Source organism: Streptomyces sp. NPDC001617 (assembly GCF_053596855.1).
Genome location: NZ_JBSFHA010000021.1, coordinates 1 through 12,670, shown reverse-complemented (window position 1 = coordinate 12,670; position 12,670 = coordinate 1). Strand labels below are relative to the sequence as shown.

The 12,670-nt window shown below is 69.3% G+C and carries 12 protein-coding genes; 4 read left to right on the top strand and 8 right to left on the bottom strand.

Going from position 1 to position 12,670, the window contains the following annotated elements; genetic code table 11:
• Positions 1 to 32: 32 nt before the first annotated feature.
• The 4 genes from ACWC09_RS18085 to ACWC09_RS18070 form a co-directional block, all read right to left on the bottom strand.
• Positions 33 to 653: a bifunctional 4-hydroxy-2-oxoglutarate aldolase/2-dehydro-3-deoxy-phosphogluconate aldolase gene (locus tag ACWC09_RS18085; RefSeq protein WP_450851521.1), complete on the bottom strand. Its 621-nt coding sequence runs from the start codon at positions 651 to 653 to the stop codon at positions 33 to 35.
• A 41-nt stretch (positions 654 to 694) separates the two neighbouring features.
• Complete coding sequence (gene dgoD, locus ACWC09_RS18080; protein ID WP_450851520.1) at positions 695 to 1,840, bottom strand: galactonate dehydratase; 1,146 nt, start codon at positions 1,838 to 1,840, stop codon at positions 695 to 697.
• Positions 1,837 to 2,583 (bottom strand): FadR/GntR family transcriptional regulator, encoded by a 747-nt coding sequence (locus tag ACWC09_RS18075; protein ID WP_450851519.1) that lies wholly within the window; start codon positions 2,581 to 2,583, stop codon positions 1,837 to 1,839. The genes dgoD and ACWC09_RS18075 overlap by 4 nt, the downstream gene beginning before the upstream one ends.
• Positions 2,584 to 2,653: 70 nt before the next feature.
• Positions 2,654 to 3,415, bottom strand: coding sequence for an SDR family NAD(P)-dependent oxidoreductase (locus tag ACWC09_RS18070; protein ID WP_450851518.1), 762 nt, complete (start codon positions 3,413 to 3,415; stop codon positions 2,654 to 2,656).
• A 153-nt stretch (positions 3,416 to 3,568) separates the two neighbouring features.
• Between ACWC09_RS18070 and ACWC09_RS18065 the strand changes: the two genes are divergently transcribed.
• From ACWC09_RS18065 to ACWC09_RS18055, 3 genes are all read left to right on the top strand, one after another.
• A complete protein-coding gene (locus ACWC09_RS18065) occupies positions 3,569 to 4,915 on the top strand; it encodes an ABC transporter substrate-binding protein (RefSeq protein ID WP_450851517.1) in 1,347 nt (448 codons plus the stop codon).
• Between the two features lie 64 nt (positions 4,916 to 4,979).
• Positions 4,980 to 5,885: a carbohydrate ABC transporter permease gene (locus tag ACWC09_RS18060; RefSeq protein WP_450851516.1), complete on the top strand. Its 906-nt coding sequence runs from the start codon at positions 4,980 to 4,982 to the stop codon at positions 5,883 to 5,885.
• Positions 5,882 to 6,811: a carbohydrate ABC transporter permease gene (locus ACWC09_RS18055; RefSeq protein ID WP_450851515.1), complete on the top strand. Its 930-nt coding sequence runs from the start codon at positions 5,882 to 5,884 to the stop codon at positions 6,809 to 6,811. Before ACWC09_RS18060 ends, ACWC09_RS18055 begins: the two co-directional genes overlap by 4 nt.
• 84 nt (positions 6,812 to 6,895) lie before the next feature.
• Here the strand turns inward: ACWC09_RS18055 and ACWC09_RS18050 are convergent, their stop codons facing one another.
• Positions 6,896 to 8,944 carry a glycoside hydrolase family 2 protein gene (locus ACWC09_RS18050; protein ID WP_450851514.1) on the bottom strand — a complete coding sequence of 683 codons (2,049 nt, stop codon included), beginning with the start codon at positions 8,942 to 8,944 and terminating at the stop codon, positions 6,896 to 6,898.
• A 160-nt stretch (positions 8,945 to 9,104) separates the two neighbouring features.
• On the opposite strand from ACWC09_RS18050, the gene ACWC09_RS18045 reads away from it, so the two are divergent.
• Positions 9,105 to 10,397, top strand: a complete 1,293-nt coding sequence (locus ACWC09_RS18045) for a cellulase-like family protein (protein ID WP_450851513.1) — start codon at positions 9,105 to 9,107, stop codon at positions 10,395 to 10,397.
• 101 nt (positions 10,398 to 10,498) lie between these two features.
• On the opposite strand, the gene ACWC09_RS18040 is transcribed toward ACWC09_RS18045, so the two are convergent.
• The 3 genes from ACWC09_RS18040 to ACWC09_RS18030 all read right to left on the bottom strand — a co-directional run.
• Positions 10,499 to 11,638, bottom strand: a complete 1,140-nt coding sequence (locus ACWC09_RS18040) for an ABC transporter substrate-binding protein (RefSeq protein WP_450851512.1) — start codon at positions 11,636 to 11,638, stop codon at positions 10,499 to 10,501.
• 416 nt (positions 11,639 to 12,054) lie between these two features.
• Entirely contained in the window at positions 12,055 to 12,435 is a 381-nt protein-coding gene (locus ACWC09_RS18035; protein WP_450851511.1) for a nuclear transport factor 2 family protein, read from the bottom strand.
• Between the two features lie 35 nt (positions 12,436 to 12,470).
• On the bottom strand, positions 12,471 to 12,670 hold a 200-nt coding region (locus tag ACWC09_RS18030; RefSeq protein ID WP_450851510.1), incomplete at its 5' end, for a nuclear transport factor 2 family protein.

The following is a 12,670-nucleotide window of genomic DNA, read 5'->3' as shown; positions in this document are numbered from 1 at the left end:
GAAGGTCACCACCTCGGGTGGGGCCGGTGTCTTCACGGCGTCTCCCCCGCCGCCACCTTGCGGAACTCGGCCGCGCGCGAGCGGAGTTGGTCCAGGTCGCCGCCGTCGGCCGCGTCCCCGACGAGGGGTGAGCCGACGCCCACGGCGAGGGCGCCCAGATCCAGGTAGTCGCGGGCGGCCGGTGCGTCCACGCCGCCGACGGGCACGAATGGCACCTCGGGGAAGGGGTCGCGCAGGGCCCGCAGATAGCCGGGTCCGCCAAGCGATCCGGGGAAGAGTTTGATCGCGTCGGCTCCCCGCGCGAGGGCGGTCTCGATCTCGGTCGGCGTCAGCGCGCCCATCAGTACGGGCACGCCGTACGGCTCCAGACCGTCGACCAGGGCCGGGGTGACGAGGTACGACGCACCGGCGTCCACGGCGCGGGCGGCGTCCGCGGCCGAGCGCACGGTGCCGGCGCCGACCAGCGCGTCGGGACCCAGTTCGGCGCGCGCCCGCCGGATCACGGTCAGGGCGTCGGCGGTGGTCAGCGAGACCTCGACGGCCGCGATGCCCTCTTCGGCGAGGACGACCACGGTACGCAGGGCCGCGGCGGAATCCTTGCCACGGACGATCGCGAGCAGGCGGTGGGCTCGTAGGGATTCCACCAGGTTCATGAGAGCTGTCCCTCCTTGGACGTTCGGTTCACGGGCGGCGGTCACCATTCGGTGAACGCCCCGTCCCGGCCGCGCCATACGGGGTTGCGCCAGCGGTGTCCGGTCTCGGCGGCGCGGCGTACCGCCTTCTCGTCGATCTCGACACCGAGCCCGGGGCGGGGGCTCGCGACGGCGTATCCGTCCTGGAAGCGGAAGGGCTCGGCGTCCATCACGTAGTCCAGCAGGTCGCACTGCTGGTTGTAGTGGATGCCCATGCTCTGTTCCTGGATGAGGAAGTTCGGTACGGAGAAGGCGATCTGGAGGCTCGCGGCGAGGGCGATCGGGCCGAGGGGGCAGTGCGGGGCGAGGGCGACGTCGTACGTCTCGGCCATGGCGGCGATGCGGCGGACCTCGGAGATGCCGCCGGCGTGCGAGAGGTCGGGCTGGGCGACGGCGATGCCGCTGGTCATGACCTCGCGGAAGTCCCAGCGGGAGTAGAGGCGTTCGCCGGTCGCGAGCGGGATGCTCGTGGACTCCACCAGGCCGCGCAGGTGACCCGAGTGTTCCGGCGAGACGGGTTCCTCGACGAACAGCGGGTGCAGCGGTTCGAGTTGGGGCAGCAGGCGGCGTGACATGGCGGTGGAGGCCCGGCCGTGGAAGTCGACGGCGATGTCCCGCTCGTCGCCCAGCACTTCACGGACGGCGGCGACGCGCGCGACGACCTCGGCGGTGCGGGCCGGGGTGTCGATCGGGGCGAGTTCGGCCGAGCCGTTCATCTTCACGGCCGTGAAGCCCGCCTTCATCTGTTCCTCGGCCAGCTCCGCGACCTCGCCGGGGCGATCGCCGCCGATCCAGGCGTACATGCGGACGCGATCGCGTACGGGACCGCCGAGGAGGCGGTGCACCGGGACGCCGTAGGTCTTGCCGGCGATGTCCCACAGTGCCTGGTCGATGCCGGCGACGGCGCTCGAGAGGATGGGGCCGCCACGATAGAAGCCGCCCTTGGTGAGCACCTGCCAGTGGTCCTCGATGCGCAGTGGGTCCCGGCCGACGAGGTAGTCGGCCAGTTCGTGGACCGCCGCGCGCACGGTCTCGGCGCGTCCCTCGACGACGGGTTCGCCCCAGCCGGTGACGCCCTCGTCGGTGGCGACGCGCAGGAACAGCCAGCGCGGAGCCACCAGGAACGTCTCAAGTCCGGTTATCTTCAAGGAACTTCCTTCGGCAGCGGGTCGGTCGCGACGTCGTCGTGTTCTTCCCGCGCTCGTACGGCCTCCAGGTCGTCGGAGGCCTGGGCCAGGAGTGACTCGACGGCGGCCACGGCGGCGTCCGGGTCGCCGGCTTCAATGGCGGCGAGCAGTTTCTGGTGCACCGGGATGGAGTCGGCGAAGTGCCGGGCGCCGTGCACGATCCGGTCGCGCACGCGCAGTCCGGCCTCGATGACGACCTCCATCCGGCTGAGGAGTTCGTTGTGCGCGGCGTCCAGCAGGGCGCGGTGGAAGGCCAGGTCCGCCTCGACCATCGCTTCCGCATCCGTTCCCGCCGCCGCCATCGCGTCCAACGCCTGCCGCAGCGCGTCCAGATCGGACGGGGTACGGCGGGTCGCGGCGAGCCGGGCTCCGGCGGGCTCGACGATGGCGCGGACCTCGGCGAGGTCCTCCAGGAAGCCGTCGGTGGGGGCACTGCTGCCCTGCCAGCGCAGCAGGTCACTGTCGAGCAGGTTCCAGTCGGCGCGAGGCCGGATGGTCGTACCGCGTTTCTGCTTGGACTCGAGCAGGCCTTTGGCGGCCAGCACGCGCAGCGCCTCTCGCACGACGGTCTTGCTGACACCGAGTTCGGTTTCGAACTTGGCCGGGTCGACGACGGAGCCCGGGGGGTAGTCGCCGCGGATGATGCGCCGGCCCAGTTCTTCCACCGCTTGGCCGTGCAGCCCCCTGCCGGGTTGGCTCACCACGTTCTCCGTTTCCGTATCGGTCCTGTTCGCAAACGCCGCGCACGGCGGCCTGCCGCGCGGTGCGCACTGCTCACGAGGACTCCTTCATGACGCTCCATCCTCCGTCGACCACCAGGCTGGCTCCGGTCACGTAGGAGGCGTCCGCCGATGCCAGGAAGGCGACGGCGGCGGCCACCTCCTCCGGCTGCCCGAAGCGCTTGGCGGCCGTGGCCGCCACACTGCGCGCCCGCTCGGACTCCGCTATGCCCTCCCAGGCAGCGGTGAGGATGGGTCCGGGCAACACCGTGTTGACCCGGATGTCAGGACCGTACTCGACGGCCAACTGCCGGCCCAGCGAGCACAGCGCGCCCTTCGCGGCGGCGTACGCGGCATGGCCGGGCAGACCGATGACCGCATGCACCGAGGAGGTCAGGACAACCGAGCCCCGCGCCTCACGCAGCATGGCCGCGAACGTCTTCACAGCCCGCCAGGCCGGCTTGAGCAGCACGGCCATCTGACCGTCCCACTCGGCCTCACTCAGTTCGTGGGCGGGCTTGTTGAGCTGGGCGAAGGCGTTGCTGTGCAGGACGTCCAGCCGCCCGTGGTGCTCCTGGACGTGGCGGGCCAGGTTCTCCCAGTCGGCGGCCGAGGTCACGTCGCACCGTACGTACTCCGCACGTCCTCCGCTCTCCTCGATGCCCGCCGCGACCGCCTTGCCCGCCGCATCGTCCACGTCCGTGACCACGACGGTCGCGCCCTCGTCCGCGAGCCTTCGGGCCGTGGCGGCGCCGATTCCGTGCGCGGCACCGGTGATCACCACCACCCGCCCCGCCATCCTGCGGCACTCCGTCATCGCGTGCGTCTCCCCTCTGATGGCTGCCGTCCGCACCCATCCTAGCTGTTTCAATTAATTATGAATATATCTTGACGCCGTGGCGATGACGCTCCAAAACTGACCCGCATGCAACAGGCACCTCCCGTACGAAGCTAGGAAGGACCTCCTCCCATGAGCCGCACCACACCCCGCCGCAGAAGCCGGGGCGCACTCGCCGTCACCCTTGCCGCCGCCTCCCTGGCGATCTCCGCCTGCGGGGGTTCGACCGGTTCGAAGGACCCCGCGGTCCAGGCACCTGTCAAGCCCGGCCAGAAGGTCGACCTGCGCTTCTGGTCGTGGGTTCCCGGTGTCGACAAGGCCGTCGACAAGTGGAACGCCACCCACCCGGACATCCACGTCAAACTGGAGAAGATCCCGGCGGGCAGCAGCGGCGGCTACGCCAAGATGCGCGCCGCGCTCAAGAGCGGCAACGCGCCCGACCTGGCACAGGTGGAGTACCAGGAGATCCCCTCGTTCCTGCTGGAGAACGGCCTGGTGAACCTCTCCCAGTACGGCGCGGACAAGGACCGGTCGAAGTTCGTGGACTGGCAGTGGCAGCAGGGAGTCTTCGACTCGAAGGTCTACGCGATCCCCCAGGCCTCCGGTCCGATGGGCCTCTTCTACCGCTCCGACCTGTTCAAGAAGTGGGGCATCACGCCGCCCGCGACCTGGGACGAGTTCGCCCAGGCGGCGCAGAAGATCCACAACGCCGATCCGAAGGCCTACATCAGCACCTTCCCCGCCAGCAACTCCGCCTGGTTCACCGCACTCGCATGGCAGGCCGGCGCCAAGTGGTTCGGCGTGAACGGCGACACCTGGACGGTGAACATCGCCTCCCCGCAGACCCTCAAGGTCGCCGCCTTCTGGGACGACCTGCGCAGCAAGAAAGTGATCAAGACCGAACCCGACTTCGCCAACGGCTGGTACAAGGACCTGCAGACCGGTGCCATCACCTCCTGGGTCAGCGCCCAGTGGGGCGACGCCATCATCAGCGGCAACGCTCCTCGGACCGCCGGCAAATGGGCGGTCGCACCCATGCCGCAGTGGACCAAGGGCTCGAACGTGTCCGCGAACTGGGGAGGATCCTCCACGGCCGTCCTCAAGGGCGCCAAGCACATCCCCGAGGCCCTGCAGTTCGCCGAGTGGCTCAACACCGACCCCGCGAGCGTCGACCTGCTGCTGCAGGGCGGATACGGCTGGCCCGCGGCGGCCGACGGGTACAAGGGCTCCTCGCTGGACAAGCCGTCACCGTTCTTCGGCGGCCAGAAGTACAACGAGGTCTTCGCGAAGTCGGACAAGAGCATCGACAACTCGTGGAAGTGGATACCCACGATCGACGCCACCTACCAGCACCTCAACGACGGCTTCCAGGCCGCCGTGGCCGGCAAGGGCACGTTCGTCTCCGCGGTCCAGCAGGCGCAGAAGCAGACCGTCGAGGACCTGAAGAGGAAGGGTCTGAAGGTTTCCACCGGCCAGTGACCGCCTCCGGAGGGGGCGGCACGGCCACCGCCGTTCTCCCCTCCGGACTCCAGAAAGAACCCTGATGCCCACCCGAGCGCCCCGCCGCCGCAGAAACCTGGCGCCCTTCGCTTTCGTCGCGCCGTTCCTCCTGCTGTTCCTCCTGACCTTCGCCGTCCCCATCGGCTACGCCGTCTACCAGAGCGTCATGGATGACGAGCACACCGGAGCCCTGGGGCTCGGCGGCACCCGTACCGTCTTCGTAGCCCTGCGCAACTACTCCGACGCGTTGTCCGACCACGCCTTTGTGCACAGCGTCGGCCGCGTACTGCTGTTCGCGGTCGTCCAGGTGCCGGTCATGGTCGCGCTGTCCGCCGGGCTCGCGCTGCTGCTGGACACCGCCTCGGCCAGAGGCGTGCGGTTCTTCCGCGCCGCCTTCTTCCTGCCCTACGGCGTCCCCGGGGTCATCGCGTCCGTCCTGTGGGGCTTCCTGTACGTACCGGGAGTCAGCCCTCTCGTGGACGGCATGCGCCACCTGGGGGTGTCGGTCGACCTGCTGGGCGGAAGCACCGTTCTGTGGTCCATCGCGAACATCGTCACCTGGGAGTTCGCCGGCTACAACGTCCTCGTTCTCGTCGCCCAGTTGCGCACCATCCCCGCGGAACTGTACGAGGCCGCCCGCATCGACGGCGCCAGTGCGTGGATGACGGTCCGGCACGTCAAACTGCCGCTACTGCGCCCGGCGCTGATCCTCACCACGGTCTTCACCATCATCGGCACGCTGCAACTGTTCGCAGAACCACTGGTGCTCCGGCCCGTCTCATCGAGCATCGACAGCGCCTACACCCCCAACCTCAGCGCCTACAACGAGGCGTTCACCAACGACAACTACCACCTCGCCGCCGCCGAGGCAGTGCTGCTCGCCCTCGCCGCGTTCGCGCTCTCCTTCGGTTTCCTGCGGCTGATCAACAAGAGAGGTGGGGACGCGTGAGTCTCCAGACACCGGCCCGCACGGTCCCGCCACGGGGCGAGACGCCGGCCTCCGACGACGGCACGACGCCGCACAGCGGCATCACCGGGGTCACCACGCGCAGTCGCATCCTGGTCACCGGCCTGCTCGTGGCGGCCGCCGGGTACTTCCTGCTCCCGGTGTACTGGCTGGCCGTGGCCTCCACCAAGTCCACCGGCAGCCTGTTCGGCAGCTTCGGGTTGTGGTTCTCCCACCCCCAGTTCCTGAGCAACCTGCACCGGGTGGTCACCTACGACCATGCGATCTACCTGCGCTGGGCCGCCAACAGCCTGCTGTACGCGGGCGTCGGCGCAGGCGTGGCAACGCTTCTGGCCGCGATGTCCGGCTACGCGCTGGCCAAGTTCTCCTTCGCCGGCCGCGACACGATCTTCAACATCGTGCTGGGTGGCGTCCTGATCCCCGCCACGGCGCTGGCGCTGCCCATGTACCTGCTGTTCAGCAAGGCAGGCCTGGCCAACACCTACTGGGCCGTCCTGCTGCCGAGCTTCGTCAGTCCCTTCGGCGTGTACCTGTGCCGGATCTACGCCGCGGCATCCATACCGGACGAGCTGTTGGAGGCGGCCCGTATCGACGGCGCGGGAGAGATCCGCATCTTCACGGTCGTTGTGCTGCGCATCATGACCCCCGCCCTGGTGACGATCTTCCTCTTCCAGTTCGTCGGCATCTGGAACAACTACTTCCTCCCGCTGGTCATGCTGTCCGACTCCAAGCTGTACCCCATCACCCTCGGTCTGACGTCGTGGCAGTCCTTCGCCGACCGCCAACCGCAGCTCTACCAGATGACCGTCGGAGGTGCCTTCGTCTCCGTCGTCCCTCTGATGATCGCCATGGTCGCCCTGCAGCGCTTCTGGCGCAGCGGTCTGACCGAGGGCAGCGTCAAGGGCTGACGCCGGGCGGTGTCACGGGCCGAGAACCAGATGGTTGGAGGGGGGAGGGGCGGTCCGCCCCTCCCCCCTCCAGCCGTTCGACACTTACTCGCCGCCCGGACCGGCGGCCTTGCGGAACGCGTCGTAGACGAGCTTGGGTCGCTCCTCGGCGAACGTGAGCAGGCCCATCACGGAGATGCCGTTGTAGGACTGGTTGTATCCGGCCCGCTCCTTGTAGTCCTTGAGGACCCAGTAGGTGAAACCGGCGACGAACTCGCTGCGTGCAGTCACCTGCGCCCAGTGGGCCGTGAAGCTCGCCGACTGCCATTCCTCGGTGCCCTGCGTGGTGTCGGGACCGTGGGTGCCGGCCACGGACCAGGTGCCGTTCTCGGTGATCAGGATCGGCTTGCCGGGGTACTTCGCGTGCACCGCGTCGAGCGTGGGGCCGAGGTCGGCGTCCTTGCCGTAGAAGTAACCGAAGTACTCGTTGAACCCGATCACGTCGGCGAGGTCGAAGGCGGGGTCGTTGCTGGTGTTGGACGCCCAGGTCACGGGGCGGGCGGTGAGGTCGACCGCCTTCACGGCCGCCTTGAGGTCGGCGAGCCAGGCCCGGTAGACGGGCGCGCCGTCGGCGTCGATCTCCGACTCGTTCTGGAGTCCCCAGAGGATCACCGAGGGGTGGTTGTGCTGGTTCCACGCCATGGTCAGGGCCAGGGCGCGGGCGAGGCCGTAACGCTCGGTCTGCAGCTTTTCCTGTGCGGTGTTGAGCCACATGGTGTCGATGTCGTCCATCACCAGCACGCCGTGCTCGTCCGCCCAGTCGTAGACGTACGGGTGGCGGTTGTAGACGCAGTTGCGGATGAAGTTGGCGCCCAGGGTCGTGAGGTGGCCCAGTTCCCGGTCGTACTCGGTCGGCGTCATCGCCCTGCCGTGCGCGGCTGTCTCCTCGTGCCAGTTGAGGCCCTTGAGGAACAGGGGCCTGCCGTTCAGCCGCAACTGGGCGTCGGCGACGGTCAGTTCGCGTACGCCGTACTTGGTGGAGAGCGTGTCCACCCGCGTCCCCGAGTACCGCCCGGCGGTCAGGGTGGCGCGGGCGGTGAGCGTGTGCGGCGAGGCCGGGCTCCATCGCGGGGCGCCTGGCACGCGGAGCACGACCCGTACGACACCCGCCGATCGGGCCGCGATCCGGGCCGGGACCACGGCGGGGCTGCCGCTGCTCTCCCGGCCGGGATCGAGTGTGACCTGGCCGTCGAAGTCGGAGGTCCCGTGGTTCTCGATGACCGCGTGTGCCTCTAGGCGCCCGTTCGCGGCGGACACGAGCAGTTTGGCGATGGTGACCTGCGGGACCGCCTCGATCCAGGCCGAGCGGGTCAGCCCCGCGTAGGGCCAGTAGTCGACGGGCTTGTACGGGAGTTCGTGGTCGTCGGTGACCGGCTGTGGAGCGGAGGCCGTGTAGTCGGTGTAGCTCGCCCGGCGGAAGACCCGCACGGCGATCGTCTGGCGCTTTCCCGGCCGGAGCGCCCCCGCGACCGGCAGCGCGAAGGGCGCGTTGGCGCCCTCATGCTTGCCGAGGTGCGTGCCGTCGACCCAGACCTCGGCGCTGTAGCCGGCGGCCAGGAAGGCGATACGGACGTGCCGGGCACGCCAGGACGCGGGTACGTCGACGGTGGTGCGGTACCAGGCGTAGCCGTCGGTGAATGCCGTGCCCTGGCCGAAGGGAGCGGTCTCCGAGCCGAAGCCGGGCGTGTCCAGCAGGTCCCAGGCCGCCGGAACATCGATGCGATCCCACCCCCGGTCGTCGTGGTGCGGGGACTGCCAGCCCTCGTCGAGCCCCTGGTCGGCGGGGTCGAACCGGAAGCGCCACCGCTTGTCCAGGGACAGGTAGTCGCGCGTGGGCTCATGGGTGCGCCAACCGTCGAAGGCCGGGAGCACCGTGCCGTACTGGAAGACGACGCTGGTGCCGCCGATGTCCCGCACATGGGTGCCGGAGGGTTCGGTGGCGGGGTGGGTGTCGAGCACCGGGCCGGTCGCGGCGGCCGCGGTCGTACCGTCTGCCGCTCGCGCCGTCTGAGGCCAGGCCGGCAGGGCGACGAAGGCGGCGGCGCCGAGCGCCGTGACGACGGTGCGCCGGGACGGATGGATGGATTCGGTCATGACGGGCGGCTCCTTGAGACACGTACGTGTTCGTCCGCCCCACAGCCTGGACAACCCCGCCACCCCCGGTCAAGGATTATTCATAAATAATGAATTGAGCTAGCGTGGTGCCGTCGAGCCGCCGACGGCGCCTTTCCGTACACGAACGACGGGTGACCCCATGACCACCGCATCGCAGCAAGCCACCACGCCCGGGCCCACCGACCGACTGGCCATCACCTTGTGGGACTTCAGCTGGTACACGCAGGCCGGAGCCGGTGAGCCCTTCGCCGACCTCGACCGCGCCTTCGCCGAGACGGTGGATCGGGGCTTCAACACGGTGCGGATCTGTGCCATGCCCTTCCTGTTGTTCTCCGGACGCGTCCACGAGTCCGAGACCCTCCAAGTACGCGGCCTGGGCGAGCAGTTCGGACAACGGACCCGCTGGTACGACGTGCGCGGCGGTTACCCGCTGGATGGCCGCCGCCGGCTCGTCGAGCTGTTCGAGGCGGCCGCCCGCCATGACTGCAAGGTGATCGTCTCCTCGTGGGAGTACCAGCAGTCCCCCAGCTTCGCCGACACCGACACCTGGCACCGCGCCCTGGCGGCGGTCCCCGGCCCGGACCGCGCCGAGGCGGTGGCCGACGCCCTCGCCGACCTGCTGGACTTCCTCACCGAGCGCGGACTGGCCGACCGCGTTGCCTACGTCGAAGTGCACAACGAGGTCGACAACTGCGACCTCGTACCGGCCGACGGCACCCCCGGCCACTACGCCCGGCTGCGCGGCCCCCTCGAACGCGCCGTGAAACTGCTGCAGGCCCGCCACCCCGCCATCCCCGTCACCTACTCACTGGGCGAACCCTGGCCCGACGAACTCGGCGACCTGCCCGAACAGGCTCAGATCGCCCACTTCCACTTCTACGTCTACGGCGTCCTCGGCGCGCTCTACGAGGCGGTGGGTCTCGGCCACGGCACCGAGGCGGCGCCCGAGACCGCCTCCTGGCCGACCCCCGAACTGGCCGCCATGCTGCGCCCCGACGCGCCGGCCTTCGCCGACTACCAGCCGGACGAACCGTGGCGCCTGGCCGCCACGGGCATCCCGCGCGAACTGTTCTACGCGCACGACTGGGTGGACCCCGACCGCTGGGACCTGTGGCTCTACGAGAACTATCCGACGCACCGGCAGGCCATGCGGGACACGCTGGCCGGGTGGGTCGACTCCGTCGCCGACTTCGCCCGCCTGCGCGGCATTCCCGCCGTCCTCGGTGAGGGCGTCGTGGGGTACACGCCTCTCCTGACACGCTTCGAGGAGGACGCCGTCGGCAAGGACATCGCCGAGTTCGTCGTCGACCGCTGCCTCGCGGCAGGCTTCCAAGGCGTCGTCCTGACCTCCAACGCCGCTCCGCACCACCCCATGTGGCACACCGACCGGGCCTGGATGCGGCGGGTCAACGCCCGCGTCACCGCGGGCTGAACACCAGGATCCACTTCGCCGCCGACGCAACCGATACCTGCCTGGGCAGGCGGTCCCTTCGATCGAAGGGACCGCCTGCCCAGTCACCGCCGGAGTGCGGGTCAGGCCCCCGGGTGCAGCCCGAGCGAGCCTGGCGACGGGTCTCCCTTGACCTCTCCGAAGTAGAGGGCGAAAGTCTGCTTCCAGCGCTCGACCGCCGTGCGGTCTGCCATGAAGCGGGGGAATCCGTCGAGGTTGCCGTTCGGGTACTGCCAGATGGGCTTCAGGCCCGCCGGCGGGGTGACATCCGTGCGGACGGACCAGCCGTTGGTGGCGACCTGCTGCTCTCCGGTGGACAGCCGCCAGTTGAGGTACAGCTTGGCCGCGGTCGGGTTCTTGGCCTGCTTCAGGATGGCGGCCCGCTGCCCCCAGGACATGAACGGCGTCTTCTCGTCGGGGAGCACCCACTTGACGGGCCCGGTGGCCAGGGCAGCGCCGGAGCCGCCGACGCCGATGGCCTTCTGCCCACTGGTGACGGCGTCGCGGGGAGTGAAGCTGCCGCGCGCGAACTGCACGTCCTGCGCGGCCAGCCGGGCCAGCCAGTCCCAGCCGTACTTCTGCACGTAGAGCGTGTAGAGGTAGAGGGCCGCGTCGTCGTCGTGGGGGTAGGACGAGGCGATCTTCCCCTTCCACTTGGTGTCGACAAGGTCGAGGGGGCTGGTGGGCGCGTCCGAACCGACCGCCGCCGGGCCGTACATGTAGCTGAAGGCGGCCACCTGGACGGCGACCCAGGCACCGTGCGGGTCCTTGAAGGGGGCGTAGACCTTGGAGAATCCGGCCGGCTTGTAGGCGAGCAGACGGCCCTGCTCCGTCCAGCGCACGAAGTCCTGGACGGTCTGCAGCTGTACGACATCGGGTACGAGGGTGTCGGTGGCGAACTGGTTGTCCACGCGGACGTCGTGGTACTTGCTGTAGTCGACGACCACCGTCAGGTCGATCCCGGGAAAACGACTCTTGAAGCCGCTGCGGAGGCCGTCCGCCTGCGTCGAGACGTCACCGCCCGCGTAGATCACGAGCTTTCCGCCCTCCGCGAGGGCGTCCTGGTACAGCTCGTCGAGCGTGCGGGTCTCCTCGACGCCTCCTGGCCTGCGGGCGTCGGTGGACGCTGCGGCGGGGGAGGCTGTGGCGGCGGCCGTACCTAAGCCGAGCACGGCACCCGCGCCGGTGACGAGCAGACGGCGTCGGCTGGGAAGGCTGGTCATGTGGGGGAACCTTTCTGAGGGGAAAAACAAGGGTCGGTGCGGCGGCGCCCGAGTGTTGTGGCACGCCGACACCACGAAGCACGGCACAAGACGGCCGCGAGCTGGTCGGATGAGCCAGATGCGGTGAGCGGCCGGAGGGGATGCGGACAAGGTGCGCGGCCTGAGCGGCCCGCTCCTCCCGGACGGCCGCCGGCCTGGCCGGGTCCGCCGTGGCCACGACGGGTGAGCGGAAGGCCGGCGGAAGCAACCGTGTACCAGGGACGAGGTGGCGTTCGCCCGGAGCATCCTCAACTCAAGTGCGGGCCGTGTGCCGCGACATGTGCCGCGACACACGGCGGGGTGGTGCAGAAGAAGGTGACGGCGGGTCGCTCGACTCGCGATGCGGGCCGGTCCCGGCGCCACTGCGGTCGCGGAACTCAGAACATGGTGTTGTCGTTGGCGCTCTTCTCGGGCACCTCCTGGATCACGTCCCAGTGCTCGACGATCTTTCCGTCGGCGAGTCGCCAGAAGTCCGCGACGGCCATGCCCCGGTCACCGGGCTTGAGATGCAGGTTGCTGTGGGTAACTACCAGGTCCCCTTCGGCGACGGCACGCTTGATGTCCAGGCGCAGGTCGGGGAACTGACCGCGCAGCCAGTGGACGTAACCGACGAACGCCTGCGGACTGTCCTGCGCCTCCGGATTGTGCTGGGTGTAGGTCTCGCCGAGATGCGCGGCGGCTGCCTCTTCCGGCTGGTAGTCGTTGAACGCCTGCTCGTAAAACGCGATGACGAGCGCCTTGTTGTCGGCTGCGGACATGTGCTTCTCCTGTCTTCGGGTGCTGGACTGTGTGTCTAGACGGTCATGGCCTCCCGCACGAGTGCGGTGTCGACGAACTGCTCGAAGCGGACGATGAGTCCACCCCGTACGACGAAGTGGTGGGCGACGCGCACATCGACCGGTTTGCCGGTGGCCTTGTTGACGGCGGTGTAGCGGGCCAGGACGACGACGTTCTCGCCGTCGACGACGTAGGTGTCGTCGTGGGCGGCCCAGC

Coding starts and splice junctions, on each gene's coding strand:
- ACWC09_RS18085 (WP_450851521.1), bottom strand. CDS start 653: ATGAACCTGGTGGAATCCCTACGAGCCCACCGCCTGCTCGCGATCGTC.
- ACWC09_RS18070 (WP_450851518.1), bottom strand. CDS start 3,415: ATGACGGAGTGCCGCAGGATGGCGGGGCGGGTGGTGGTGATCACCGGT.
- ACWC09_RS18065 (WP_450851517.1), top strand. CDS start 3,569: ATGAGCCGCACCACACCCCGCCGCAGAAGCCGGGGCGCACTCGCCGTC.
- ACWC09_RS18060 (WP_450851516.1), top strand. CDS start 4,980: ATGCCCACCCGAGCGCCCCGCCGCCGCAGAAACCTGGCGCCCTTCGCT.
- ACWC09_RS18050 (WP_450851514.1), bottom strand. CDS start 8,944: ATGACCGAATCCATCCATCCGTCCCGGCGCACCGTCGTCACGGCGCTC.
- ACWC09_RS18045 (WP_450851513.1), top strand. CDS start 9,105: ATGACCACCGCATCGCAGCAAGCCACCACGCCCGGGCCCACCGACCGA.
- ACWC09_RS18040 (WP_450851512.1), bottom strand. CDS start 11,638: ATGACCAGCCTTCCCAGCCGACGCCGTCTGCTCGTCACCGGCGCGGGT.
- ACWC09_RS18035 (WP_450851511.1), bottom strand. CDS start 12,435: ATGTCCGCAGCCGACAACAAGGCGCTCGTCATCGCGTTTTACGAGCAG.